Below are 24,951 nucleotides of genomic sequence, written 5' to 3' on the forward strand. Positions count from 1 at the left end.
GCTCCGGGGCGAGGTCCGGATCGTGTCGATGTCCGCAGCGTGCCGCAGGGGAAATCCGGGCCGGGCCGGCGCGCGGGACCGCGCCGGCGGCTTCGTCCTGCTGGAACTGGTCCTGGCCTTCGGCATCCTCGCCCTGCTGGCGGCGCTCGCGCTGCCCCGCTCCCGCCCCTTCGACGGGCCGGCGCGCCTCGGGCTCAAGGCGCATGAGATCGCCGTGCTCCTGCGCCGCGACCGCGACGCGGCCCGCCGGGCGCAGCAGAGCGTGAGCACCGCGATCGACCCGCTCGGCGGCACGGTCCGCTCCGGCGCCGCGAACGGCGCGGTGACCGTGCCGCCGGCCTTCGTGCTGCGCAGCGCCGCGCCGGCGATCCGCTTCGCGCCGGACGGCAGCGCCTCGGGCGGGCGCATCCTCCTGGCGGGCCGGACCTCCGGCGCGGTGGCCGTCGCGATCGACGGCCTGACCGGGGCCGTGACCGTGACGCGCGAGGACGCCCGTGTCCGGTGAACGCGACCGGTCCGGCGGCTTCTCCCTCCTGGAGGTGCTGGCGACGCTGGCGATCGCCGCCGCAACCCTGGTCGCGCTCTCCTCCTTCGTCTTCCTCATGACCCGGCAGGCCGACCGCGTGGCCGCCGGATCCCAGGAGCGCGAGGTCGTGGGGCAGAGCCTCGACACCCTCGCCCGGGCGATCGAGCGGGCGCAGCGCCTGCGCTGGGCCGGGCCCGAGCCCCGCTTCGTCTTCGCGGGCACCCGCGACACGCTGCTCTTCGCCTTGGACCGGGGGGAGGGGGAGGCGCCGCGGGTGGTCGAGATCCGCAGCATCGCCGAGGCCGGCGGCGGCGTGCTGCTGTGGCGCGAGGGCGCCTTCGATCCGCGCCGGCGCGACGGGATGCCGGCGAGCTTCGGCGCCACGCAAAGGCTGCCGGTCGGGGGCGCCGTCCTGCATTTCGCCTACGTGACCCCGGGCACGCCGCGGCGCCCCGAGATCCTCACCGACGACTGGCCGGCGGTCGATGCCATGCCGGAGGCGGTGCGCCTCGCGCTCACCGACCCGCGCACGGGCGCGATCCGCTCCAGCCTGCGCGTGCCCCTCCGCATCGGGGCCGAGCCCGGCTGCCTGTCGCCCCGCAAAGCCCCCTGCAGCCGCTTCGACGAGCGCACGGCGCCGCCCTCGGACGACGACGCCCCCGCCCTCGGCACGATCCTCGGGAACCTGCCCTATCAGGTGCGGCGATGAGGGGCCGGGACGGCTTCATCCTCGTCGCGACGCTCGGCGTGCTCGCCCTGCTCGCGAGCCTCGCGGGCGGCGTCGCCCTGCTCACGCGCGGCGCCCATGACGGGCTGCGCACCGCCTCGGACCTGCTGCGGCTCGACGCCCTCGTCCGGGCGGGAATCGAACTTGCCGCCCATCAGCTCATCGGCCTGCGACTGCCCCCCGACCGCATCGCGGGCGAGATCCGCCTCGACGACGGCACGGTGCGGATCGCCGCGAGCGACGAGGCCGGCCGGATCGATCTCAACTGGTCCGATCCGCTGCTCCTTGCCGCCGCCGCCCAGGCCGCCGGCCTGCGCAGCCTGCCGCCCGCCGCCTTCGCCGCCGCGGCGGTGGCGTGGCGCACGCGCAACGAGCCCCCGCCCGCCGCGCGCGCCTCCCGCGGCGCGGACGGCGCGGCCCCGATTCCCAAGCGGGACGGCTTCCGCACGGTCGGCGACCTGCGCTGGATCCCGGGCCTGACGGCGGAGGAGATCGGGCGCCTGTCCGAACTCCTCACCGTCCACAACCCCTCGGGCAAGGTGAACCCGCTCGCGGCGTCCGACGCCGTGCTCCTCGGGCTGCCCGGCGCCACGCCGCAGATGCTCGCGGGCGTCGCGGCCCTGCGCCGGCTGCCGCCCGCCCAGGCCGCCGAGCAGGTGGCGCGGATCGTCACCGGGCCGGCCGCCTCCTTCGTCACCGCCCGGCCGGGCCGGGCCTTTCGCCTGCGCGTCGAGGCCGAGCGCCCCGCCGCGCGGCGGGCGGCGAGCGTCGTGCTGATCCGCGCGCCGCCGGACGAGGCGCCGTATTTCCTGACGGAGTGGAGCGACTGAGCTCGCCGGATCTCCCTGTGATGCCCGCGACACAGGCGCGCTGTTTCTGAAGTCCGGCCCGTTGCTTCGGGGCGATGGTCCCGCATCTGTCATGGACTTCCCTCGGGCCGCGGGCGAGGAATTCGGCAAGCCGTCCGGAAGGACTGGCCGGGGGGGTGGTCCGTGGGGGCGCTGGAACGATCCGTCGCGCGCGATGCGACGCCGCTCGACGGCCCCGAGGCCGCGTGGCGCGAGGGCCGGATGGCCGCGGGCGAACTCGCCGACGCCCTCGCCGCCCATCACGGCCTGCCTCGTTTCGACCGCGACGCCGTGGCGGCGCTCACGGACCTGACCGCCGGGCTGTCCCGCCGCTTCCTGCGCGATGCCTTCCTGTACCCGGTCGCGGGACCGGACGGGCCGCTGCTGCTCGTCGCCGATCCGGGCAACGGCGAGGCCATCCAGGCGGTGGGTCTGGCGCTTGGCGCGGAGCCCAGCCTCGGCATCCTCTCCTTCGAGGAGATCACCGACCTCCTCGCCCGCGGCCACGCGGCCGATGCGGAGCCGGAGGCGGGCGCCCGGCCGGCGCGCAACGATCTCGGCCTCGCCGACGACGTCGAGGCCCTGCAGGATCTCGCCCGCGGTGCCCCGATCGTGCGGGCGATCGACGCGCTGCTGGAGCGGGCGGTGGAGACCGGCGCCACCGACATCCACCTCGAGACCGGGCGGGAGGACCTGAAGGTCCGCTTCCGCATCGACGGCCGGCTGCGCCTCCAGCAGGCCCTGCCGCGGGACATGGCGCCGGCGATCATCTCTCGGGTCAAGATCCTGGCCGGGCTCGACATCGCCGAGCGGCGCCTGCCGCAGGACGGCCGCACCACCGTGCAGGTGCGCGGCGGCGAGGCGGATCTGCGCGTCGCCGTGATGCCGACCCTCTACGGCGAGACGGCGGTGCTGCGCATCCTGCTCAAGGACACGCGCCTGCTCGATTTCGGCCGGGTCGGCCTCACGCCGCGGGATCAGCAGGCTCTGGAGCGGATCCTGGCGGAGCCGCACGGCCTCATCATCGTCACCGGGCCGACCGGCAGCGGCAAGACGACGACCCTCGCCACCGCGATCTCGCTCCTCAACGATCCTGCCCGCAAGATCGTGACCGTCGAGGATCCGATCGAGTACCAGATCCCGGGCATCCACCAGACCCAGGTCAAGCCGGCGATCGGCCTCACCTTCGCGAGCGCGCTGCGCTCCTTCCTGCGCCACGACCCCGACGTGATCATGGTCGGCGAGATGCGCGACCGGGAGACGGCCGCGATCGGCATCCAGGCGGCCCTCACCGGCCACCTCGTGCTGACGACGCTCCACACCAACAGCGCCCCGGACGCGGTCATCCGCCTCGCGGATATGGGGGTCGAGCCCTACCTGATCGCCTCGTCCCTGCGCGGCGTGATCGGCCAGCGGCTGGTGCGGCGCCTGTGCGAGCGCTGCCGGACGCCCGATCCCGCGGGCGAGGAGGCGCTCGATGCGATCTGCCGCCGCCGCGGCTTCGAGCGCCCGGAGGCCCCGCGGATCCACCGGCCGGTCGGCTGCCCGCATTGCGGCGGCAGCGGCTTCCGCGGCCGGATCGGCGTCTTCGAGATCATGCCGGTGACCGACGACCTGACCGGCCTCATCCGCCGGGAGCCCGATCCCCTGGCGCTCCTGCGCGTCGCCCGCGGCGCCGGGATGCGCACCATGCTGGAGGACGGCCTCGCCAAGGCCGCCCGGGGCCTCACCTCGCTCGACGAGGTGATGCGGCTGACGGGCTAGGGCGATGGCGCTCCTCCCGTTCCGGGCCCGGCTCTCCGGGCCCTCCCTCGGTCCCGTCGGGCCGATCCTCGGCGCGATGCTCGACGCGACGGCGGCCCGGCTCGCGCCCTGGTTCGGCCGCCTCCAGGGGGCGCGGCGGGTGGTCGTGGTCGAGGCCGAGGCCCTCCTCCTCTACGGCGTGGCGCGCGGCGGCGCGGCGACTTTGCTCGCCCGGCTCGGGCCCGGGGAGCGCGCGCCGGAGCGCCTGCGCGGCGGCGCCCTCGAAGCCCGGCTGCCCCCCGGCCTCTTCCTGCGCCGCTCGCTCGCCGTGCCGGAGGCGGGGCGGGCCTATCTGCGGCCGATCATCGAGCACCGCCTCGAACGCCTCACCCCCTGGCAGCCCGAGCGGGTGCTCTACGGCTTCAGGGCCGCGCCACCTTCCGGCACCGAGGCCGAGCTGACGGTCGATCTCCTCGTCACGGCCCGGGAGCGCATCGCCCCGCATCTCGCCCGGCTCGAGGCGGCGGGCCTCGTCCCGACCGCTCTGGGGAGCGCGGAGGAGCCGCTCGCGGCGCCCCTCGCCATCGATCTCTATGGGGGTCGGGCGGGGGCCGGCGATCCGCGCCTGCGCCGGCGCCTCGGCTCCGCGATCGGGGCGGCCTTCGCGGTCCTGGCCCTCGCGGTCGCGGTCACGGGCTGGCTCGCGGCCTCGGCGGAGGCGGAGCTGGCCGCCATCGACGAGCGCCTGGGCGCCCTGCAGCGCCGGGTGCAGGCGCGCGCTGCCCCGCGGGCGGGCCGCGCGCAGGCGCTGCTCGCCGCCCACCGTCCCGAGGACGGGGTCGGCCCCCTCCTCGACAGGCTCAGCGAGGCGCTGCCGGACCACACCGTGCTGCGCGAATTGGAGATCGGCCCGGGCAAGCTCCGGCTCGCCGGGCGCTCCGGGGATGCGCCCGCCCTCGTCGGCCGGCTCGAAGGGCAGGCGGGTCTCGCGGGCGTGCGCTTCGCCGCCCCAGTGGTGCGCGACGGGGAGGGGCGGGACCTGTTCGATCTCGCCGCCTCCCGCGGCGCTCCCGCCGCGCCGGGAGGATCCCCGTGAGCGAGACCGGCCTCCTCTCCCGGCGCTGGCTGTGGCCGGCCGCCCTGGCCCTGTTCCTCGGCGGGCCCTGCCTGCTGCTGGCGCTCGCCGCCGGGAACACCGTGCGCTGGATGCAGGCCGCGGAGGCGGCGACGGAGCGCGGCGCGCAGCTCGCCCGGCTGGAGGCCCGGGTGCGCGGCCTCGCCCAGTCGCCGGCCGCCGCACCGGTCGAGACCGCGTCCCTGTTCCTGTCCACGGGAAGCCCGAGCCTCGCCCGCGCCGAGTTGCAGACCCGCCTCGCCGATCTCGTGGCGAAGGCCGGCGGGCGCCTCGTCGAGGTGCAGATCGAGGACGAGCCGCAGCCGGCCGATCCGCTGAGCCTGCTCGCCCGCCTCACCCTGGAGAGCCGCAATCCCGGTCTCGTCGATCTGCTGGAGGCCCTGGAGGGCGCCCGGCCCCTCCTCACCATCGAGGGCCTGACCATGCGCCCGGCGCAGGCCCGCGGCACCACCGCCGAGGACGATCCGCTCCTGCGGGTCGGCCTCGCCGTGCGCGGCTACCGGCCGGAGGAGCGGCCGTGAGCCTCCGCGTCGCCCCGCTCCTCACCGGACTCGCCCTGCTCGCCGGCAGCGCCACGGCCGCCGCCGCGCAGGCCGGCTCCATCGGCGCGATGCTGTTTCCCGGCACCGCGCCGCCACCGGCAGCGGCGCCCGCTCCGGCAGCCACGGCTAGCCCCACGGTCGGCCCCTCGGCTCCGACCGGGCCGGCGCCGGCCGAGGCGGGCCGGCCCGCCCGCGCGCGGCCCCTGTTCTCGGCCACCCGCCGCCCGCCGCCGGTGAGCGTCGCCGCCGCGGTGGAGGCCGCGCCGGTGATCGAAGCCCCGCCTCCTCCGCCGAGCCCCCCGCCGCAACTGCGCCTCGTCGGCATCGTCGAGGGCATCGACCGGCCGCTCGCGCTCCTGCGCGGCGAGATGGGCGAGCGGACCCGGACCGTGCGGGTCGGCGACCGGATCGAGGCGTGGGAGGTCGTCCGGATCGAGGCGGGCGGCATCCTGCTGCGCGACGGCGATCGCGAGCAGGATTACCAGATCTTCGCCAAGGAGGCGGCTCCGGGCTCCGTCGCTGCGCCCTTCGGCACCGCATCACCGGTTCGTCCGATGATGTCCGGGGCCTCCGCTCTCCCGCGCTGAGTCCGGGCCGGCCGTCGCGCCCACCCGGCCACGGCCTATGCTGGTCCGGCAATCATGATGCCGGCTGGTTCATCTGGTCGTAACGCGGACTCTATTTCCATGTTGCGTGGCGGTCTGGGCACAGTGCTTCATCGTAAGTCTTAACATTCAGAAATGAATTTGACTCCCTGATCAGCCCTGCCTACGCTCCGACCGACGCACTTCGGATCGAACTCTCATGCACGTTGCGCGCATCGGCTCCGGAGCGCTGTTGATTGCCGGCCTTATGGGGATCTTCGGCTCCGTGCGGGCGGAGGACCTGTCGCGGGCGACGCTGGCCGGGCCGACGATGGGGGTCGATCTGAGCGCGCGGCCGACCCGTGATGCCAGGGCGGCGCGCGAGGGCGGTCTCATGCCCCGCGACGCCGCGCCGGGGCGCAGCTACCATTTCCCGGCCGAGCCGGTGGAGGCGACGGCCGGCCTGCCCATCGACCTCAACGAGCCGCTCGAGGTCGGCAACGGCCCGGGCGGGGAGGGCACCTACCGGCTCAATTTCGAGCGGGCCGACATCAAGGACGTGCTGCGCACGGTACTCACCGAGACGCTGGGGCTCAGCTACAGCCTCGGCGCGGACATCTCGGGCCAGATCACCATCTCCTCGCCGCGTCCCCTGACCCGGGCCGAGATGCTGGGCGCCATCGAGAGCCTGCTCGCCAGCCAGGGCCTCGCGCTCACCCGCAACGGCGGCGGCTACCTCATCGCCCCCACCGCGCTGGGAGCGGGCTCGGTGCAGTTCGGAGCGGGGACGCAGGCCGGCTACGGCGTCTCCGTCGTGCCGCTGCGCTACGTCTCGGCCGCCGTGATGTCGCGCCTCGTCTCGGGCTTCGTCACCGAAGCCGAGGGGGTGCGGTTCGACATCGCCCGCAACACCATCGTGCTGAAGGGGCCCGGCACCAAGCGGCAGGAGGCGGTGAGCGCGATCCTCTCCCTCGACGGGGACTGGATGCGCGGTCAGTCGGTCAGCCTGTTCGAGCTGCGCCGCACCCGGCCCGAGGCGGTGGTGGCCGAACTCGCGCAGCTCTTCGACACCGCCGAGAACGGCGCCGGCTCCGGCCTGATCCAGTTCAAGCCGGTGGCGCGCCTGCGCTCGGTGCTGGTCCTGTCGAAGAACCCGGCCCTGATCCGCCGGGCCGAGACCTTCATCCGCAAGCTCGACAACACCAGCGAGGCGGCGGAGGAGAACGTCTTCGTCTACAAGGCGCGCTACCGCGACGCGCGCGAACTCGCCCGGGTGGTCAACGGCCTGTTCGGCAACGGCCAGAGCGGCGCGATGGGGGGGCTCGCGCAGCAGCAGCAGAACCGGGCCGGGCTCGGGTCGGGGGCGGGCGGGCTCGGCGGCCAGGGCGCCGCCGGCTCCGGGCTCGGCGGGGGCGGCGGCTTCGGAGGCGGCGGGCTCTCCTCTCCGGGCGGCTCCGGCTTCGGTGGGGGCGCCCAGCCGCAGGGCGGCGGCAACGGCACGGATCTGCTGCGGGCGCGCTTCGCCTCGGCCTTCGGCGATGCGGTCCCCGCCGGCCCCGCCGACGCCCCGGGTCCCGGCATGAACAGCGCCATGATCGACCTGACGACGCAGCCCGGCGCCCGCGGCCGCGGCGTCGCCATCAGCGCCGATCCGGCCAACAATGCGGTCGTCACCTACGCGGACGGCGACACCTACAAGAAGATCTACGCCGCCCTGCGCCGCCTCGACGCCACGCCCGCGCAGGTGGCCGTCAACGTCACCATCGCCGAGGTGCGGCTGAACGATCAGCTCAAATACGGGGTCCAGTACTTCCTCGACAGCAGCCGCATCGGGCTCGGCAAGAACAAGGGCTCCTTCGGCCTCGTGAGCGCGGCGGCGACGAGTGCCACCAACGTGCTGAAACCCGCGGCCGGGTTCAACTTCCTGGTCGGCGGCTATTCCGGGCCGGACGTGGTGATCTCGGCGCTCGACGGCTTCACGGACGTGAAGGTGCTCTCCTCCCCGTCCCTGGTCGTCCTGGAGAACCAGCCCGCGACCCTGCAGGTGGGCGATTCGGTGCCGATCACCACCCGGCAGGCGCAGAGCGTCGAGATCGTCAACGCGCCGCTCATCAACCAGGTGGAGTTCCGCGATACCGGCATCATCCTCAACGTGATCCCGCGCATCGGCCAGAACGACGCGGTCACCATGCAGATCGAGCAGGAGATCTCCGCGGTGGTCGCCGGCTCCGACACCCTGACGCCGACCATCTCCAAGCGCCGGGTGGCGAGCACGATCTCGGTGGCGAACGGCCAGACCGTGCTCCTCGCCGGCCTGATCAGCGACAAGCGCCAGCGCGAGCGCGACGGCATCCCGTTCCTCAGCCGCATCCCCGAGGTGGGCCGCCTGTTCAGTTCGACGGACAACGCCGCCGAGCGGACGGAACTCGTCGTCTTCATCCGCCCCGTCGTGGTCCGCAACGGCCGCGACGCGCAGCGCGTGGCGGAGGATTACCGCGGCCAGATCCTCGATTCGGGCGTGCGCCGCGGCGCCCGCGCGCCGGTCTACAAGCCGTAGGGACGGCGGCCGTGGCGGCATCGATCCTCGGCCGAGCCCGGCTTCCGTCAGGCGGCGGCGCGGCCGGGACCGCCCCCCTGGGGACCGAAGCGCCGCCAGCCGGCCGCCGGGTTCCGGGCCGGCCCCATCGCCCCCCGTCCTGTGGCGTGGGGGACCGTTCGACCGAAACCCGCCCCTGGTCCCGCCGATGACCGCCGCCATCGCCGTCTGCCCCGCCGAGCGGGCCGGCCGCCTCGTCCTGCCCCTGGTCGCCGCCGCGCTCGCGCCCGCCCTCTGGCTCGGCCCCGGCCCGCTGCTCTCGCTCGCGCTCGGCCTCGCCCTCGCGGTGGCCGTGGCCCAGATCGTCTGGCAGGACGTCGCGAGCCTCACCATCGCCGACGGGGCGGTCGCGGCCATCGGGCTCGTCGGCGCCGTGGCGCGGCTGAGCGGGGAGGAGCCCGGAGCCGCGGCCCTGGCGCTCGGCATCGACGCTCTCGTCTGCGGCGGCGGCCTCTGGCTCGTGCGCGAGGCCTATTACCGGCGCCGCGGTCATGACGGCATCGGCCTGGGCGACGTGAAGCTCGCGGCGGCGGGCGGCTGCGTCGCCGGTCTCGACGGCTTCGCCTGGGCGCTCCTCGCGGCCAGCCTCGCCGGGCTTGCCGCCGTGGGCCTGAGCCGCCTGCACCCGCGCCCGCTCGGATCCGCCGACCGGCTGCCCTTCGGGGCCTTCCTCGGCCCGGCCCTGCTCGCCGTCTGGGCCTGGGGCGCGCTCGCCGGGGGCGTGCTGCCGTGAGCACCACCTTCGAGTACCGCGCCCTCGACACGGCCGGCCGGATGCTGACCGGCACGATCGAGGCCGAGACCAGGGCCGAGGTGATCGCGCAGCTCGATCAGGCGGGCTTCACGCCGCTCGCCGCCACGGCCCGGGGGCCGGCGGGGGCGGCGCGGGGCTGGCGCGACCTCCTGACCCCGGAGCCGCAGCCCGACGACATCACGGCGATGACCCTCGATCTGGCCATGCTCCTGCGCGGCGGCGTCGCCCTCACGGATGCCTTGATGATCCTGGCGCAGCTCGATTCGCGGCGCTGGCTGGTGCGGGTGCTGCGCGACCTGCACCTCTCGCTCAGCCAGGGCCGCAGCCTGTCCCAGGCGGTGGCCCGCCATCCCCGCCTGTTCCCGCCGATCTACCGCAAGATGGTGGAGGTCGCCGAGGCCGCAGGGCGGCTGGAACAGGCGCTCACCAGCCTCGCGGCGGAGCGCCGGCGCGGCGAGGCGCTGCGCCGCCGCTTCGTCTCGGCCATCGCCTACCCGCTCTTCCTCGTCGTCGCCGCCCTCGGCGTGCTGGCCTTCGTGCTGATCTACCTGATCCCGAAATTCGAGGTCGCCCTGCAGGGCTTCCGGGACCGCATCGACCCCTCCGCGTTGTTCGTCTTCAACCTGTCGGCGGCGGTGAACGCGCATCTCGACCTGATCGTGATCGGGATCGCGGCCCTGCTCGGGGGCGGGCTGGCGGTCGCCCGGCTCGGGCGCGAGCGCGGCTTGTGGCTCGGCCTCCTCGCCCGCCTGCCGGTCACCGGCCCGCTGCTGTCGCACGAATTCACCGTGACCTTCTGCCGGACGCTGGCGATCCTGGTCGGTGGCGGCGTCGACATCTCGACCGCCCTGCGGCTGATCCGCGGCGTCGTGCGCCTGCCCGGAGCGGGACCGGAAATCGACCGGATCATTGCCGACGTGCGCCAGGGCCAACGCCTGTCGGAGGCCCTCGGCCAGGGCCGGCTCTTCCCGCGCCACGTGGTCCAGATGCTCCGGGTCGGCGAGGAGGCGGGCGAATTGCCCGATAGCGCCGGACGGGTCGCGGAATTCTACGAGACCAAGCTCGAGGCGGCGCTCGGCCGCCTGATCGCCGTCGTCGGTCCCGCCGTGATGGTGCTGGTGAGCCTCCTGATCGCGTGGCTGATCATCTCCGTGATGACGGCGCTGATGAGCATCAACGATCTGCTCACCTAGGGTCCGCCATGACACCGGTCGACACGCCACTCCGCACCCGATGGGTCCCTGCCATGATGATCACCAGCCTCCGGCGCCGGATCCCGCCCGCCCGCCCGCCCGCGGCGCGGATGCGCGACGCGCGGGGCGGCTTCACCCTCGTGGAACTGCTCGTCGTGCTGGTGATCCTCGGCTTGGTGATGGGGCTCGCCGGTCCGCGGGTGCTCGGCTACCTGTCGAGTTCGCGCGAGCGCACGGCGAAGCTGCAGATCGAATCCTTCGCCTCGGCGCTCGATCTCTTCTTCCTCGACAACGGGCGCTATCCCTCCACGAGCGAGGGCTTGCAGGCCCTGGTGCAGCGCCCGGCCGCCGCCGAGAGCTGGGGCGGTCCCTACCTGAAGCAGAATACCGTGCCGGCCGACCCTTGGGGCCGCCCCTACGAGTATCGCGCGCCCGGCAAGGCCGGCCCCTACGCGATCATCTCGCTTGGACCCGACGGGCAGCGCGGCAGCGGCAGCGCGATCGGCCGCGAGTGAGCGGGGTGCCGCGGGCGGGGATGCGATCGAGGTCGTCCGGCGCCGTCCGGGGTCCGGAACCCGCGCCGCCCCTCATGCCGAGGTGCTCCGAGGGAGCCTCGACGCAGGCCGCGACGGCGATCCGGTCATCGGATGTGCGGGGGCAGGGGCCAGGGGTGCTTCGCGGGCGCTTCGCGCCGCCGCGGCATGAGGACCGGGTCGGGCTCCAGGGCCGCCCCGACGCGCCGGATCGCGGGCGCGGCCCGCGCAGCCGCGCGGGCTTCACCCTGGTCGAGGCGCTGACGGCGCTCGCCATCGTGGCGATGCTCGGCCTCGCGGTGCAGCGGGGGGTGATCCAGTCGCGCCTCGGCTGGCTCTGGATCGACGACCGGGTCGCGGCCGAGCGCGTCGCCCGCTCGCTCCTCGCCCGACCGGTCAACCTCGCGCAGACCCAGGCCGGCGGCTGGAGCGGCACGGCGGAGGATGGCCGCGCCTTCACGGTGCGCCTCTCGCCCGTGACGCTGCCGCTGCCCGACCCGCTCCCGGATCCCGACGCCAGGACGCCGGCCGCTCCCGCACCGCCGGGGCCGGGCACCGCGCAGCAGGCGCCTCAGGAGCCGCCGATCCGCTGGGTGCCCCGGCGGCAGCGCATCGAGGTCGCGAGCGGCCGGGGCAGCCTGACGATCGAGACGATCCGGCTCTGCCCCGTCGAGGACGGGCCGGTCAACCGCGCGGGAACACCCGGGCCTCGCTCGCGCTGAGCGCCACCCGGTCGCCCTTGCGGTAGACCTCGGTCACCGTCACCTCGACCGCGCCCTCGGCGCCGTCGAGCTGGATCTCCGCCACCGTCCCGCGGGCGGTGCGGCGCCACTCGCGCACCGTGCCGTAGAGCGAGGCCGGGCCCTCCGCCACCGAGAGGTGCCAGGGCCGCAGGCAGAGATCCACCGGCCCCTCCGGCCAGCCCGGCTCGGCGGCAAGCGTCGGGCGGCCGTCCACGAGGACGCGCCCGCCCGTCACCTCGGCGGCGATCCGCGCGGTCTCGCCCACGAAGGACATCACGAAGCGCGAGGCCGGGTCGTCCTGCACCTCGTGCGGCGCGCCGACCTGCTCGATGCGGCCCCGGTTGAGGATCGCGATGCGGTCGGCGAGTTCGAGGGCCTCGTCCTGGTCGTGCGTCACGAAGATCGTGGTCTGGCCGGTCTCCCGGTGGATCTCCCGCAGCCAGCGGCGCAGGTCCTTGCGCACCTGCGCGTCGAGGGCGCCGAAGGGCTCGTCGAGGAGCAGCACCGAGGGCTCCACCGCGAGCGCCCGGGCGAGGGCCACGCGCTGGCGCTGGCCACCCGAGAGCTGGCCCGGATAGCGCGCGGCGAGCGTCGGCAGCTGCACGAGGTCGAGGAGGTGGCCGACCCGGCGCCGGATCTCCGCCTCGGGCGGGCGTCGGCTGCGCTCGCGCGAGCGCAGGCCGTAGGCGATGTTCTCGAACACCGTGAGGTGGCGGAACAGGGCGTAGTGCTGGAACACGAAGCCGACGCCGCGCCGCTGCACCGGCACGTCGGTGGTGTCGCGCGCGCCGAAGAACACCCGGCCGGCATCCGGGATCTCCAGGCCCGCGATCACCCGCAGGAGCGTGGTCTTGCCGGAGCCCGAGGGGCCGAGCAGGGCGAGCAGCTCGCCGGGTGCGATGGTGAGGCTCACCCCTTCGAGGGCGGCCGGCCCGCCGCCGCTGAAGCTCTTCGCCACGCCCTCGACGCGCACCTCGGTGCCCGCGCTGCTCACCGAGCGGGCGGCCGTGGCCTCCCCGCTGCGCGCGCGGGCATGGGGGGCGGTGAGGGCGTCCACGGTGCCTGCCACCATCTCAGTGCGCTCCCCGGCCAGCGAGGGAATCCGCGTGGCGCCATTCGAGGAAGCTCTTTCCCGCCAGGGTGACGAGGGCCAGGAGAGCCAGGAGAGAGGCGATCCCGAAAGCCGCGACGTAGTTGTATTCATTGTACAGGATCTCGACGTGGAGCGGCATGGTGTTGGTGAGGCCCCGGATCCGTCCCGACACCACCGAGACGGCGCCGAACTCCCCCATCGCCCGGGCGTTGCACAAGAGGACGCCGTAGAGCAGCGCCCAGCGGATGTTGGGCAGCGTCACCGTGCGGAACACCCGCCACGGACTCGCGCCGAGGGTCAACGCGGCTTCCTCGTCGGTGGTGCCCTGGTCCTGCATCAGCGGGATCAGCTCCCGGGCCACGAACGGGAAGGTGACGAACACCGTCGCCATCACGATGCCCGGCACCGCGAAGATGATCTCGATGCCGTGGCGCTGCAGGAACGGCCCGAGCAGGCCCTGGGAGCCGAAGATCAGCACGTAGATCAGCCCCGCCACGACGGGCGAGACCGAGAAGGGCAGGTCGATCAGGGTGATCAGCAGGTTACGGCCGCGGAAGTCGAACTTGGCGATCGCCCAGGAGGCCGCGATGCCGAACACCACGTTGAGCGGCACGGCGATGAGCGCGACGAGGAGCGTGAGGCGGACCGCCGCCAGCGCGTCGGGCTCCGCGAAACTGGCGAAATAGGTCCCGAGCCCGCGGCTCAGTGCTTCCGTGAACACCACGGCGAGGGGCAGGAGCAGGAACAGCGCCAGGAACGTCACCGCCGCCAGGGTGAGCGCGACGCGCACGCCCTTGGGCTCCGTCAGCGGCGAGGGGCGGGCGGAGGCCGTTTCAGAAGTCGTCGGATCAGACATGGCCGAACCTGCGGCGGCTGTAATCCTGGATCAGGTTGATGGCGAGCAGCGCCCCGAAGGACATCAGCAGCATCACCGCCGCGATGGCGGTCGCGCCGGTGTAGTTGAACTCCTCGAGCTTGATCACGATGAGGAGCGGCGCGATCTCCGAGACGTAGGGCAGGTTGCCGGCGACGAAGATCACCGAGCCGTACTCGCCGACCGCCCGCGCGAAGGCGAGGGCGAAGCCGGTGAGCACCGCCGGAATCAGCGGCGGCAGGATCACCGTGACGAGGGCCCGGAAGCGCGAGGCGCCGAGGATCGCGGCGGCCTCCTCGCTCGACTTGTCGATCTCGGCGACGAGGGGCTGCACCGTGCGCACGCAGAAGGGCAGGCCGACGAAGACCAGTGCCACCAGGATGCCGAGCGGGGTATAGGCGACCTTGAGGCCGAGCGCTTCGAGGGGCGCGCCGAGCCAGCCGTTGCCGGAATAGAGCGTCGCGAGGCAGATGCCCGCCACCGCGGTCGGCAGCGCGAAGGGAAGGTCGACGAGGGCGTCGATCAGCCGGCGGCCGGGGAAGCGGTAGCGGGTCAGCACCCAGGCGATCAGCAGGCCGAAGACCGAATCGATCGCCGCGGCGGCGAGCGAGATGCCGAAGGAGGTCTTGAGGGCCGCGAGGTTGCGCGCGTCGGTCACCAGGGCCCACAGGCCGGCCGGGCCGATCGCCGAGGCGCGCAGCAGCAGCACCGCGAGCGGGATCAGCACCAGCAGGCTCAGATAGGCGATCGCGAAGCCGAAGGTGAGCCGGAAGCCCGGCAGCGCGCTCGGCCGCCGGAACCGGCGCCGCGCCGCGATGCGGCCCGGTGCCGGGAGGGCCGAGGCCGTGCTCACTGCTTGGCCTTCAGGATCGCGTCGAAGACGCCGCCGTCATCGAAATGCGTCTTCTGCGCCTTGGCCCAGCCGCCGAAGGTGTCGTCGATGGTGACGAGCTTCAGCTTCGGGAAGCGGGCGAGGTCCTCCTTGGCGGCGGCGGATTCGTCCCGCGGCCGGTAGAAGTTCTTGGCGATGATCGCTTGCGCCTTCGGCGTGTAGAGGAATTGCAGGTAGGCTTCGGCCTGCTTGCGGGTGCCCTTCTGGTCGACGTTGCCGTCGACCAGCGCCACTGGCGGCTCGGCCAGGATCGAGAGCGAGGGCACGACGATGTCGAACTTGCCCTTGCCGAATTCCTCGTCCGCCAGGAAGGCTTCGTTCTCCCAGGCGATCAGCACGTCGCCGAGGCCGCGCTGCACGAAGGTCGTGGTGGCGCCGCGCGCGCCGGTGTCGAGCACCGGCACGTTCTTGAACAGGGCGGTGATGAAGGCCTTGGCCTTCTCGTCGTCGTTGCCGTTCTGGGCGAGCCCGTAGGCGTAGGCCGCGAGGTAATTCCAGCGCGCGCCGCCCGAGGTCTTCGGGTTGGGAGTGATCACCTGGACGCCCGGCTTCACCAGGTCGTTCCAGTCCTTGATGCCCTTCGGGTTGCCCTTGCGCACCAGGAACACGATGGTCGAGGTGTAGGGCGTCGAATTGTTGGGCAGGCGCTTCTGCCAGTCGGCCGGGATCTTCTTCGAGCGCGCGGCGATGGCGTCGATGTCGCTCGCCAAGGCCAGCGTCACCACGTCGGCGGGCAGCCCGTCGATGACGGCCCGGGCCTGGGCGCCCGAGCCGCCATGCGAGGCGCGCACGGTCAGGCTCTCGCCGGTCTTCTGCTTCCACTCCGCCGCGAAGGCCGCGTCGATCGCCCGGTAGAGTTCCCGGGTCGGATCGTAGGAGACGTTGAGCAGCACCTGCGCGTCGGCCGCGCGCGGCGCCGCCGCGCCGCCGAGAAGGGCGGCGCCCGCGACCAGGGCGAGGGCCTTGCCTCCGAACAGGCGGCGCAGGCCGGAGAGCAGTCCGCCGCGCGGCGCGGTCGCCGTCTCGCCCGGGGTCCCGCTGCGGGCGGCCGGGGCGGCCTCGCGCGGGGCCTGCACGAGGCCGAGCGCCGCCGTATCGGTGGTCTCGCGGTCGATCAGGATCAGGCTCCCGGTGTCGCGGTTGTCCCGGTAGGCATCCACCGCCACCGGACGGTCGAGGGTCAGCACCACGTCGCCGATGTCGTTGACGGCGAGGCTGTCGGCGCCCTGCGACAGGCCGGTTTCCGGATCGATGCGCGAGACGATGCGCTCGACCACCGCGTTCGCCGTCACGGTGCCGACCTTGGCGGTGAGCGTCGCGCCGGGCGTCAGATCCGTCTCGCGGGCCCAGAACAGGCGCACGTCGAGCCGCTCGGTGACCCGCGGCAGGGCCTCCGCCGCCGCGATCACGCTGCCGCGCGAGGCGTCGCGCTCGTCCGCCAGCACCAGCGTGACCGACTGGCCGGCGATGGCGACGTCGAGGTCGCCGTCGGCCGTGAAGATCCGCGCGATGGTCGAGGACTGGCCGGAGGGCAGCACCGTCACGGCGTCGCCCGGCGCCACCCGCCCGGAGGCGATCAGGCCCGAGAAGCCGCGGAAATCGAGGTTCGGCCGGTTCACCCACTGCACCGCCATCCGGAAGGGGGCGACCTCCTCCTCCACGTGGGCGGGCACCTCCTCGAGGTGTTGGAGCAGCGGCGGGCCGGAATACCAGGCGGCGGCGGTGCCCGGCAGCACGACGTTGTCGCCATTCGCCGCCGAGAGCGGGATCGCCGTCACGTCGGAGAAGCCGAGGGGCTTGGCGAAATCGTGGAACTCGGCCGCGATCGCCTCGAACCGGCTCTCCGACCAGCCGATCAGGTCCATCTTGTTCACGGCGAGCACGACCCGCCGGATGCCGAGCATCGAGACGAGGAGGGCGTGGCGCCGGGTCTGGCGGCTCAGCCCCTTGCGGGCATCCACCAGCAGCACCGCGACGTCGGCCGTCGAGGCGCCCGTCGCCATGTTGCGGGTGTACTGCTCGTGGCCGGGCGTGTCCGCGACGATGAAGGAGCGCCGCTCGGTCGAGAAGAACCGGTAGGCGACGTCGATGGTGATGCCCTGCTCGCGCTCGGCCTGGAGGCCGTCCACGAGGAGCGCGAGGTCGATCTCGGTGCCGCGCGTGCCGTGGCGGCGGGAATCGCGCTCCAGCGCGCTCACCTGATCGTCGAAGATCTGCTTGGTGTCGTGCAGCAGGCGCCCGATCAGGGTCGACTTGCCGTCGTCGACCGAGCCGCAGGCGATGAAGCGCAGCACTTCCTTGCGCTGGTGGACCGCGAGAAACGCCTCGTAGCCGAAGGCGCGGGTGGACTGGTGCACCGTCATCAGAAATAGCCTTCCTGCTTCTTGCGCTCCATGGCGCCCGCCCCGTCCTTGTCGATCACGCGGCCCTGCCGCTCCGAGGTGCGGGCGGCCAGCGTCTCGCCGATGATCTCCGGCAGGGTCGCCGCATCGCTCTCGACCGCGCCGGTGAGCGGGTAGCAGCCGAGGGTGCGGAACCGGACCGTGCGCAATTCGGGCGTCTCGCCCGGCTCCAGCGGCAGCCGCTCGTCATCGACCATGATCAGCTGCCCCTCGCGCCGCACCACCGGGCGCTCGGCGGCGTAGTAGAGGGGCACGATCGGGATGTTCTCGCGCTCGATGTAGAGCCAGATGTCGAGTTCGGTCCAGTTCGAGAGCGGGAAGACGCGCAGGGATTCGCCGCGCTTCTTCTTGAGATTGTAGAGGTGCCAGGGCTCGGCGCGCTGGCGCTTGGGATCCCAGCGGTGCTGCGCCGTGCGCAGGGAGACGATGCGCTCCTTGGCGCGCGAGGCCTCCTCGTCGCGCCGCGCGCCGCCGAAGGCCGCGTCGAACTTGTACTTGTCGAGGGCCTGCCGCAGGGCCTGCGTCTTCATCACGTCGGTATGGACCTCGGAGCCGTGGCTCACCGGCCCGATGCCGCGGGCGAGCCCGTCCGGGTTGGTGTGGACGAGGAGGTCGAGGCCGAGGTCCTTCGCCCGCTGGTCGCGGAAGGCGATCATCTCCCGGAACTTCCAGGTCGTGTCGACATGGAGCAGCGGGAAGGGCAGGCGGCCCGGCGCGAAGGCCTTCAGCGCGAGGTGCAGCAGGACGGACGAGTCCTTGCCGATCGAGTAGAGCATCACCGGGTTCTCGGTCTCGGCGACCGTCTCCCGCATGATGTGGATGCTCTCCGCCTCCAGGCGCTGGAGGTGGGTGAGGCGCGGCAGATCCGCGTCGGGGTGCTTCAGCGCGGCGCTCATGCGGCCAACTCCGATTTGCGGGACTGCGGAGCACCGGGCGCGCCGCCCACGTGCAATCCGCATTCCTTCTTGGCTTCCTGCTCCCACCACCAGCGACCGGCCCGCTCCGGCTCGCCGACCTTCACGGCCCGCGTGCAGGGCGCGCAGCCGATCGACGGAAAGCCCCGGTCGTGCAGGACGTTGTAGGGAACGAAGTTCTCGTGGACCGCGTGGGCCACGTCGTCCCGCGACCAGTCGGCCAGCGGGTTGATCTTGATGAGCCCGCGGGCCGCGTCGGCCTCCGCGAGCGGGGTGGCCGCGCGGTTCGCCGACTGGCCGGCGCGCAGGCCGGTGATCCAGGCCGCGGCGCCGTCGAGGGCGCGGCCGAGCGGCACCACCTTGCGCAGGCCGCAGCAGGCCTGCCGGGCCTCCACCGACTGGCGGAAGCCGTTGATGCCCCGCTCGGCCACGAAAAGCTCCTCGGCCTCGCGCTCGGGCACGTAGGCGCGGATGCGGAAGCCGTAGGCGGCCTCGGTCTCCGTCCAGACGTCGTAGGTCTCGGGGAAGAGCCGGCCGGTATCGAGGGTGACGATCTCCGTCCGCGACTTCGCCATGCGCAGGAAATGCGTCAGCGCCTGATCCTCGAGCCCGAAGCTCGTGGTGAAGACGAGCCGTCCCGCCACGCGCTCATCGATGAGCGCGAGGCGGGCGGCCATGTCGAGGGGAGCGAGCGCGGAAGCGAGCTCCTGCGCCGCACGGTCGAGAGCCTCAGTCATGGAATCCGTGGGGGAACGCCTTGTCGGATCCGCTAAGTGTTCGCTATACCGAACGGTGTCAAGGCATGGCTGCCGCGCGTGCCCATCGTTTTGCGCGGTGCAGCGCGGCCGATGCACGGTGAAGTCCGGCCCCGTAGGGGCTGGACGGCAGCGGAACTAGAACGTTCTTCTCCTCCGGCAAGCCGGCGCCCCAAGATCCTTCTCTCCAGCCTCCGGAGACCGTCGTGGATGCCATCGATTTGAAGATCCTGGCCCTGCTCCAGCAGGATGCGACCCTGTCGATCGCCCAGATCGGCGAGCGCGTCGGCTTGTCGCAGACCCCCTGCTGGAAGCGGATCCAGCGCCTGGAGGCGGACGGAGTCATAGACCGCCGCGTCGCGGTTCTCGATCCCGTCAAGCTCGGCCTCGGCCTGACGGTCTTCGTCTCGGTGGAGACGAGCGACCATTCCCGGGAATGGCTCGACCGCTTCGCCTCTGCGGTAGCGGCCATGCCGGAAGTGCTCGAATTCTACCGGATGGCCGGCGACGTCGACTACATGCTGCGGGTCGTCGTCTCGGACATGCAGGCCTACGACGCCTTCTACAAGCGGCTGATCGGCTCGCTGCCGCTCAAGAACGTCACCTCCCGCTTCGCCATGGAGAAGGTGAAGAGCACGACGGCGCTGCCGCTTCCCACGGCGCCATTCACCCCCGTCCTGGTGGCCGCCGGAGGGGGTGGGAAATAATATTCTCCCGCGGCGCGTCATGGCAGTGGCGTTGATCTCCTTCCGGCCCGTTCTTCAAAAAGAACATTCCCGTTGACTCCCGGCCCCCGGGGCCACACATGGTGCGCGCATGTCTCGATCCGCCCTGCTCCCCCGCACGGCCCCCTTCGGCGATGCCGAGCGGGCCCATCTCGATGCCGCCCTCGGGGCGGCGACGCCGATCCAGCGCGCCTGGCTCGCCGGCTTCCTCGCGGGCCTCGACGCGGCCGCGGGAGCGCCCACCGCCGACCAGCCCCAGGCCGCGGCGCCCCCGCGCGCGGCCGAGCCGCTGACGATCCTGTTCGCGAGCGAGTCGGGTAACTCGGAGAAGCTGGCGGGCGACGTCGCCAAGCTCGCCCGCAAGGGCGGCTTCAAGCCCAAGGTGGTGGATTTCGCCGATCTCGACCTCGCCGCGCTTCCCAAGGAGAAGCGCGTCGTCGTGATCGCGGCGACCTGGGGCGAGGGCGAGCCTCCGGCCCGGGCCGTGCGGGCCTATAACGAGCTGATGGGGGAGGGCGCCCCGCGCCTCGACGGCGTGGAGTTCGGCGTGCTCGCCCTCGGCGACACGTCCTATGCGGAGTTCTGCGCCATCGGGAAGCGCCTCGACGCGCGCCTTGAGGCGCTCGGCGCCAAGCGGGTGCTCGACCGGGTCGATTGCGACCTCGACTTCGACAAGCCGGCTGCCGCCTGGATCAAGGACGCCCTCAAGGCCCTGGCCCCGGCCGAGCCGGCCGGGAACGTGGTGGCGGTGGATTTCGCCCGCCCCGCCCCGGGCGAGGCCGACGAGGCCGAGGTCAGCCGCGAGCCGGTCACCGCCGAGGTGATCGAGCACGTCAACCTGAACTCGTCGCGCTCCGACAAGGAGACGATCCACCTCGCGCTGGCCTTCGAGGACGGGGCGCCGGCCTACGAGCCGGGCGATTCCCTCGAACTCTACCCCGAGAACGACCCGGCGCTGGTCGACGAGATCCTCAAGGCCGCGGGCCTCGCGGGCGATGCTGCCCTGCGCCAGGCCCTGCTCGCCGAGCGCGACATCACCACCCTGTCCTCCGCGACGGTGGAGCGCTTCGTGAAGGCGACGGGCCACGCCGAGGCGCGCCGCCTCATCGACAACGGCGAGGTGCGGGCCTGGATCGAGGGGCGCCACCTCATCGACCTCCTGGAGACCTATCCGGCGAAGCTCTCGGCCGAGCACCTGACCGACATCACCCGGCCGCTGCCGCCGCGGGCCTACTCGATCGCCTCCTCCCGCAAGGAGGTCGGGGACGAGGCGCATCTCACCATCGCGGCGGTGCGCTACGCGACCCACGGCCGCTCGCGCACCGGCGTCGCCTCCGTCCACGTGGCCGACCGCATCCGCAACGGCGCCAAGCTGAAGGTGCGGGTGAAGCCCAACAAGCACTTCCGCCTGCCGAGCGATCCGTCGACCGACATCATCATGGTCGGGCCGGGCACCGGCGTCGCGCCCTTCCGGGCCTTCGTGCAGGAGCGCCGGGCCGCCGAGGCGCCGGGCCGCAACTGGCTGTTCTTCGGCGACCGCCGCTTCACCCACGACTTCCTGTACCAGCTCGAATGGCAGGAGGCCCTGGAGGACGGCTCGCTGAACCGCATCGACGTGGCCTTCTCGCGCGACCAACCCGAGAAGATCTACGTGCAGGACCGCCTCTACGCGCAGCGGCGCGAGCTGGTGGAGTGGCTGGAGAACGGCGCCCATTTCTACGTCTGCGGCGACGCCAAGGCGATGGCCAAGGACGTGCGGGCCGCCCTGGTGCGGGCCTACGCGGACGTGAAGGCGCTCGCGCCGGAGGCGGCCGAGGCGGCCGTCGCGGCGCTGGAGAAGGCCAAGCGCTACCAGCAGGACGTTTACTGAGCCCGCTCTCCCGACATGGATCGCGGGAACCCCTCTCCCGAACGGGAGAGGGGTTCCGCGTCTGACACGGATCATCCCGATGGACGACCACAAGACCGATTATCCGGCTCGCGAGCGCAGCTACGAGACGCCCCCGTCCGAGCGGCCGATCACCGATGCCGAGGCGGCGCGGGCGGCGGCGCTCTCGGCCAACGAGCACATCAAGATCGCGAGCGGCTACCTGCGCGGCACCCTGGCCGACGGGCTCCTGAAGCACGCGACCGGCGCCATCTCGGACGATGACGGCCAGCTCGTGAAGTTCCACGGGATGTACCTGCAGGACGACCGCGACCTGCGGGCCGAGCGGACCAAGAAGAAGCTCGAGAAGGCCTTCTCGTTCATGATCCGCCTGCGCATCGCGGGCGGCGTCGTGAGCCCCAGGCAGTGGCTCGCCCTCGACGACATCGCCCGCACCTACGCCAACGGCACGCTGCGGGCGACGACGCGCCAGACCTTCCAGTATCACGGCGTGATCAAGTCGAACCTCAAGCGCACCATGCAGGCGATCGACGCGGTGCTGCTCGACACCATCGCGGCCTGCGGCGACGTCAACCGCAACGTGATGGCGGCGACGAACCCGGCCCAGACGGGGGCCCACAAGGCCGCCTACCAGCTCGCCAAGGACATCTCCGACTCGCTCCTGCCGAAGACCAACGCGTGGCGCGAGATCTGGCTCGACGGCGAGCGCGTGGTCGGCGGCGAGGACGAGGCGGCGGTGGAGCCGATCTACGGCAAGACCTACCTGCCGCGGAAGTTCAAGACCGTGGTGGCGGTGCCGCCCTCGAACGAGGTCGACATCTTCGCCCACGACCTCGGCTTCATCGCCATCCTCGACAAGAAGAACAAGCTCAAGGGCTGGAACGTCACGGTCGGCGGCGGCATGGGCATGACCCATGGCGAGACCGACACCTTCCCGCGCACCGCCGACGTGATGCTGTTCTGCGAGCCCGCGGACGCCCTCAAGGTCGCCGAGGCGGTGATGACCGTCCAGCGCGACTGGGGCAACCGCAAGTCGCGCAAGAACGCCCGCCTCAAATACACGATCGAGCGCTACGGTCTCGCCGCCTTCCGGGCCGAGGTGGAGCGCCGGGTCGGCAAGCCGCTGCAGGATCCGAAGCCCTTCAAGTTCGAGAGCAACGGCGACCGCTACGGCTGGGTCGCGGGCGAGGACGGGCGCCACCACCTCACGCTCTACGTGCCCTCGGGCCGCATCAAGGACGTCGAGGGCGGGCCGCGCTATCTCTCGGGCCTGCGCCGCATCGCCGAGATCCACGAGGGCGATTTCCGCCTCACCGGCAACCAGAACGTCATCGTGGCGAACGTGCCGGCGGACAAGCGGGCGGAGATCGACCGGCTCGTGGCGGAATACGGCCTCACGATCGGGGCGTCGGCCCTGCGCCGCAACAGCCTCGCCTGCGTGGCACTGCCGACCTGCGGCCTCGCGCTGGCCGAGAGCGAGCGCTTCATGCCCGATCTCCTCACCGAGCTGGAGGCGAGCCTCGCCGCGCACGGGCTCCAGGACGACGAGATCACCATCCGGATGACCGGCTGCCCGAACGGCTGCGCCCGGCCTTTCATCGCGGAGATCGGGTTCGTGGGCCGCGGGCCCGAGCGCTACAACCTCTATCTCGGCGCGGCCTTCGACGGCTCGCGGCTCTCCAAGCTCTACGCCGAGGACGTGATGGCCAAGGACATCCGCGCGACGCTCGATCCGCTCTTCGCGGCCTATGCGCGCGACCGGCTGCCCGGCGAGCGGTTCGGCGATTTCGTGATCCGGGCCGGCTTCGTGGCGAAGACCACCAACGGGCCGGACTTCCACGACAGCACCGGAGCGCTCAAGGCGGTTGCCTGAGGCCGGACGGATCCGGCCTCGACCCTTTGCCCCGGGCGCATGACGCGCGCGAAGTGCGGCCCGGGATCGAGTATGGCGGGATCGCGGAGGTCTCGGGCCCGCCCGGCGGACGGGCTCCGGACCGGGCCCGAAGATCCGCTCAGCCTCCATGCGCATAGGCCCAGTACAGGTCCCGCGCCTGCTGGTAGAACGGCCCGGGCTCCAGCTCCCGCCCGTCGATCGCGGTCACCGGCATCACCTTCGAGAAGTTGCCGGAGGAGAAGATCTCGTCGGCCCGGGCGAAATCCTCGTAGGTGAGGGTGGTCTCGACGACGGTCATGCCCGCCTCGCGCAGGAGGGCGATCACCCGGTTACGCGTGATGCCGGCGAGGTAGGTGCCGTTGGCGGCCGGGGTGTAGACCACGCCGTCCCGGGCCAGGAAGGCGTTGGCGTTGGCGAATTCGGCGATGTTGCCGAGGGCGTCGCGCACCAGGCAGTTGCCGAAGCCGCGCGATTGCGCCTCGGTGAGGGCCCGCGCCCCGTTCGGATACAGGCAGCCGGCCTTCGCCTCGACCGGGGCGCATTCGGCGGTCGGGCGGCGGAAGGGCGAGAGGGTCACCGAGAGGCGCCCCGGCACCGGCATCGGCGCCTCGTAGAGGCACAGGCACCAATTGGTGGAATCGGGATCGAAGCGCACGCCGCCGGCAAAGCCGCTCTCGGCCCAGTACATCGGCCGGATGTAGAGGGGCGTCGTCGCGTCGAAGCGGCGCAGGCCCTCCTGCACGAGGTCGCGCCACGCCTCGACGGCGACGACCGGCTTCAGGCCGAGCGCCGTCGCCGAGCGGTTCACCCGCGCGAGATGGAGATCGAGGTCGGGGGTCACGCCCTCGAAGGCGCGGGCGCCGTCGAACACCGTCGAGCCGAGCCACGCGCCGTGCGTCCGCGGTCCCATCATCCGGACATTGCCGGGATGCCACGCATCCTCGAAGAAGGTCCAGGTCGTCTCGGCCATGCGCGTGCCTCCGGCTCAGCGATTCATGCGGCGATCAGATCGCGAAATCCGCGTCCGGTCCAGGCGACCGATGCTTCCGCTCCTCACCCGCCGAGCGAGAAGGCGGGCGTCGGCGCGGCGCGGCCGGTGAGCAGGCGCTTGGCGAAGGCGGCGCCCCGGACGGCGAGGCCGACCGGCTTCGGCAGCGTGCGGTGGCAGAAGGCGAGCTTCTTGACGTAGGATTCCACCCGCCACTGCGCCACCGACCCCTTGGGCAGGAACAGCACGTCGCCGGCGGCGTAGCGCCGCGGCGGGTTGGTCGCGTCGCCGATGATCGCCGCACCGTCGAGGAAGTAGAGCGTCTCGTCGATGTCGTAGTGCCACTCGAACTCGCCCGCGGTGCAGTCCCACAGCAGGGTGCTCGCGGTGCCGTCCGAGCTGCGCGCCAGGAGGGCGTTGCGCGCCTCCGGCGCTCCCGCCCGCACCCAGCCCGGGTTGATCGGGGCGGACTTGAGCGAGACGTCGGTCGGGCAGTAGACGATCGGCGGCAGCGACACGGTGGAGCCTCCTCTGAGCGGCCGGGGTCACGCTGCGCCGGTCCGGCGGCGTCCCGCCCGCCGCGGGCGGCGGGGCATCGACGC

Annotated in this window: 23 protein-coding genes and 1 pseudogene; 15 read left to right on the top strand and 9 right to left on the bottom strand. The window is 72.8% G+C overall.

Annotation, left to right across the window (positions count from 1 at the left end; genetic code table 11):
- Positions 1–28: 28 nt before the first annotated feature.
- The 12 genes from ACE101_RS03845 to ACE101_RS03900 all read left to right on the top strand — a co-directional run bounded on the left by ACE101_RS03845 (position 29) and on the right by ACE101_RS03900 (position 11,903).
- Positions 29–505 carry a hypothetical protein gene (locus ACE101_RS03845; protein ID WP_379126227.1) on the top strand — a complete coding sequence of 159 codons (477 nt, stop codon included), beginning with the start codon at positions 29–31 and terminating at the stop codon, positions 503–505.
- Entirely contained in the window at positions 495–1,235 is a 741-nt protein-coding gene (locus ACE101_RS03850; RefSeq protein ID WP_379126229.1) for a prepilin-type N-terminal cleavage/methylation domain-containing protein, read from the top strand. Before ACE101_RS03845 ends, ACE101_RS03850 begins: the two co-directional genes overlap by 11 nt.
- Positions 1,232–2,083, top strand: coding sequence for a type II secretion system protein GspK (locus ACE101_RS03855; protein ID WP_379126230.1), 852 nt, complete (start codon positions 1,232–1,234; stop codon positions 2,081–2,083). Before ACE101_RS03850 ends, ACE101_RS03855 begins: the two co-directional genes overlap by 4 nt.
- Positions 2,084–2,245: 162 nt before the next feature.
- Positions 2,246–3,865, top strand: coding sequence for a GspE/PulE family protein (locus ACE101_RS03860; protein WP_379126231.1), 1,620 nt, complete (start codon positions 2,246–2,248; stop codon positions 3,863–3,865).
- Between the two features lie 4 nt (positions 3,866–3,869).
- Positions 3,870–4,940, top strand: a complete 1,071-nt coding sequence (locus ACE101_RS03865) for a PilN domain-containing protein (RefSeq protein ID WP_379126232.1) — start codon at positions 3,870–3,872, stop codon at positions 4,938–4,940.
- A complete protein-coding gene (gene gspM, locus ACE101_RS03870) occupies positions 4,937–5,500 on the top strand; it encodes a type II secretion system protein GspM (protein ID WP_379126233.1) in 564 nt (187 codons plus the stop codon). The genes ACE101_RS03865 and gspM overlap by 4 nt, the downstream gene beginning before the upstream one ends.
- On the top strand, positions 5,497–6,108 hold the full coding sequence (locus ACE101_RS03875; RefSeq protein WP_379126234.1) for a hypothetical protein: 612 nt from the start codon (positions 5,497–5,499) through the stop codon (positions 6,106–6,108). Before gspM ends, ACE101_RS03875 begins: the two co-directional genes overlap by 4 nt.
- Before the next feature lie 250 nt (positions 6,109–6,358).
- Positions 6,359–8,662 carry a type II secretion system secretin GspD gene (gene gspD, locus ACE101_RS03880; protein ID WP_379126235.1) on the top strand — a complete coding sequence of 768 codons (2,304 nt, stop codon included), beginning with the start codon at positions 6,359–6,361 and terminating at the stop codon, positions 8,660–8,662.
- Between the two features lie 187 nt (positions 8,663–8,849).
- Positions 8,850–9,434, top strand: a complete 585-nt coding sequence (locus ACE101_RS03885; RefSeq protein WP_379126236.1) for a prepilin peptidase — start codon at positions 8,850–8,852, stop codon at positions 9,432–9,434.
- Positions 9,431–10,648, top strand: a complete 1,218-nt coding sequence (locus ACE101_RS03890) for a type II secretion system F family protein (RefSeq protein WP_379126237.1) — start codon at positions 9,431–9,433, stop codon at positions 10,646–10,648. Before ACE101_RS03885 ends, ACE101_RS03890 begins: the two co-directional genes overlap by 4 nt.
- A 53-nt stretch (positions 10,649–10,701) precedes the next feature.
- Positions 10,702–11,163 carry a type II secretion system major pseudopilin GspG gene (gene gspG / locus ACE101_RS03895; protein ID WP_379126238.1) on the top strand — a complete coding sequence of 154 codons (462 nt, stop codon included), beginning with the start codon at positions 10,702–10,704 and terminating at the stop codon, positions 11,161–11,163.
- A 155-nt stretch (positions 11,164–11,318) separates the two neighbouring features.
- Positions 11,319–11,903, top strand: coding sequence for a PulJ/GspJ family protein (locus ACE101_RS03900; RefSeq protein ID WP_379126239.1), 585 nt, complete (start codon positions 11,319–11,321; stop codon positions 11,901–11,903).
- Here the strand turns inward: ACE101_RS03900 and ACE101_RS03905 are convergent.
- The 7 genes and pseudogenes from ACE101_RS03905 to ACE101_RS03935 all read right to left on the bottom strand — a co-directional run bounded on the left by ACE101_RS03905 (position 11,866) and on the right by ACE101_RS03935 (position 18,836).
- The gene (locus tag ACE101_RS03905) at positions 11,866–12,996 is read right to left on the bottom strand and encodes a sulfate/molybdate ABC transporter ATP-binding protein (RefSeq protein WP_379126240.1); all 1,131 of its coding nucleotides are present in this window, start codon (positions 12,994–12,996) and stop codon (positions 11,866–11,868) included. The two genes, ACE101_RS03900 and ACE101_RS03905, sit on opposite strands and share 38 nt — an antisense overlap.
- A gap of 1 nt (position 12,997) precedes the next feature.
- Positions 12,998–13,873, bottom strand: coding sequence for a sulfate ABC transporter permease subunit CysW (gene cysW / locus ACE101_RS03910; RefSeq protein ID WP_379126241.1), 876 nt, complete (start codon positions 13,871–13,873; stop codon positions 12,998–13,000).
- Positions 13,866–14,744: a sulfate ABC transporter permease subunit CysT gene (cysT, locus tag ACE101_RS03915; protein WP_379126242.1), complete on the bottom strand. Its 879-nt coding sequence runs from the start codon at positions 14,742–14,744 to the stop codon at positions 13,866–13,868. Before cysT ends, cysW begins: the two co-directional genes overlap by 8 nt.
- Positions 14,741–15,736 carry a sulfate ABC transporter substrate-binding protein gene (locus tag ACE101_RS03920; protein ID WP_379138462.1) on the bottom strand — a complete coding sequence of 332 codons (996 nt, stop codon included), beginning with the start codon at positions 15,734–15,736 and terminating at the stop codon, positions 14,741–14,743. Before ACE101_RS03920 ends, cysT begins: the two co-directional genes overlap by 4 nt.
- 110 nt (positions 15,737–15,846) lie before the next feature.
- Positions 15,847–17,146: pseudogene (gene cysN, locus ACE101_RS03925) on the bottom strand (sulfate adenylyltransferase subunit CysN); the annotation flags it as partial.
- Positions 17,146–18,081 (bottom strand): sulfate adenylyltransferase subunit CysD, encoded by a 936-nt coding sequence (gene cysD / locus ACE101_RS03930; protein WP_379126243.1) that lies wholly within the window; start codon positions 18,079–18,081, stop codon positions 17,146–17,148. The pseudogene cysN and the gene cysD, both read right to left, overlap by 1 nt.
- Positions 18,078–18,836 (bottom strand): phosphoadenylyl-sulfate reductase, encoded by a 759-nt coding sequence (locus ACE101_RS03935; RefSeq protein ID WP_379126244.1) that lies wholly within the window; start codon positions 18,834–18,836, stop codon positions 18,078–18,080. Before ACE101_RS03935 ends, cysD begins: the two co-directional genes overlap by 4 nt.
- A gap of 224 nt (positions 18,837–19,060) precedes the next feature.
- On the opposite strand from ACE101_RS03935, the gene ACE101_RS03940 reads away from it, so the two are divergent.
- From ACE101_RS03940 to ACE101_RS03950, 3 genes are all read left to right on the top strand, one after another.
- The gene (locus ACE101_RS03940; protein ID WP_379126245.1) at positions 19,061–19,561 is read left to right on the top strand and encodes an Lrp/AsnC family transcriptional regulator; all 501 of its coding nucleotides are present in this window, start codon (positions 19,061–19,063) and stop codon (positions 19,559–19,561) included.
- 109 nt (positions 19,562–19,670) lie between these two features.
- Positions 19,671–21,449 carry a diflavin oxidoreductase gene (locus tag ACE101_RS03945; RefSeq protein ID WP_379126246.1) on the top strand — a complete coding sequence of 593 codons (1,779 nt, stop codon included), beginning with the start codon at positions 19,671–19,673 and terminating at the stop codon, positions 21,447–21,449.
- A 79-nt stretch (positions 21,450–21,528) separates the two neighbouring features.
- Entirely contained in the window at positions 21,529–23,340 is a 1,812-nt protein-coding gene (locus tag ACE101_RS03950) for an NADPH-dependent assimilatory sulfite reductase hemoprotein subunit (RefSeq protein ID WP_379126247.1), read from the top strand.
- Between the two features lie 139 nt (positions 23,341–23,479).
- On the opposite strand, the gene ACE101_RS03955 is transcribed toward ACE101_RS03950, so the two are convergent.
- A complete protein-coding gene (locus ACE101_RS03955; RefSeq protein ID WP_379126248.1) occupies positions 23,480–24,331 on the bottom strand; it encodes a branched-chain amino acid aminotransferase in 852 nt (283 codons plus the stop codon).
- Between the two features lie 83 nt (positions 24,332–24,414).
- On the bottom strand, positions 24,415–24,867 hold the full coding sequence (locus ACE101_RS03960; RefSeq protein ID WP_379126249.1) for a cupin domain-containing protein: 453 nt from the start codon (positions 24,865–24,867) through the stop codon (positions 24,415–24,417).
- Between the last annotated feature and the right edge of the window lie 84 nt (positions 24,868–24,951).

The organism is Methylobacterium carpenticola, assembly GCF_042748905.1.
GTDB lineage: Bacteria > Pseudomonadota > Alphaproteobacteria > Rhizobiales > Beijerinckiaceae > Methylobacterium > Methylobacterium carpenticola.

What these genes read in the sequence shown, in the direction of transcription:
- ACE101_RS03935 (WP_379126244.1), bottom strand. Translation starts at nt 18,836, where the DNA reads ATGACTGAGGCTCTCGACCGTGCGGCGCAGGAGCTCGCTTCCGCGCTC.
- ACE101_RS03845 (WP_379126227.1), top strand. Translation starts at nt 29, where the DNA reads ATGTCCGCAGCGTGCCGCAGGGGAAATCCGGGCCGGGCCGGCGCGCGG.
- ACE101_RS03855 (WP_379126230.1), top strand. Translation starts at nt 1,232, where the DNA reads ATGAGGGGCCGGGACGGCTTCATCCTCGTCGCGACGCTCGGCGTGCTC.
- ACE101_RS03955 (WP_379126248.1), bottom strand. Translation starts at nt 24,331, where the DNA reads ATGGCCGAGACGACCTGGACCTTCTTCGAGGATGCGTGGCATCCCGGC.
- gspG (WP_379126238.1), top strand. Translation starts at nt 10,702, where the DNA reads ATGATGATCACCAGCCTCCGGCGCCGGATCCCGCCCGCCCGCCCGCCC.
- cysW (WP_379126241.1), bottom strand. Translation starts at nt 13,873, where the DNA reads ATGTCTGATCCGACGACTTCTGAAACGGCCTCCGCCCGCCCCTCGCCG.
- ACE101_RS03865 (WP_379126232.1), top strand. Translation starts at nt 3,870, where the DNA reads ATGGCGCTCCTCCCGTTCCGGGCCCGGCTCTCCGGGCCCTCCCTCGGT.
- cysD (WP_379126243.1), bottom strand. Translation starts at nt 18,081, where the DNA reads ATGAGCGCCGCGCTGAAGCACCCCGACGCGGATCTGCCGCGCCTCACC.
- ACE101_RS03885 (WP_379126236.1), top strand. Translation starts at nt 8,850, where the DNA reads ATGACCGCCGCCATCGCCGTCTGCCCCGCCGAGCGGGCCGGCCGCCTC.
- ACE101_RS03905 (WP_379126240.1), bottom strand. Translation starts at nt 12,996, where the DNA reads ATGGTGGCAGGCACCGTGGACGCCCTCACCGCCCCCCATGCCCGCGCG.
- ACE101_RS03950 (WP_379126247.1), top strand. Translation starts at nt 21,529, where the DNA reads ATGGACGACCACAAGACCGATTATCCGGCTCGCGAGCGCAGCTACGAG.
- ACE101_RS03945 (WP_379126246.1), top strand. Translation starts at nt 19,671, where the DNA reads ATGTCTCGATCCGCCCTGCTCCCCCGCACGGCCCCCTTCGGCGATGCC.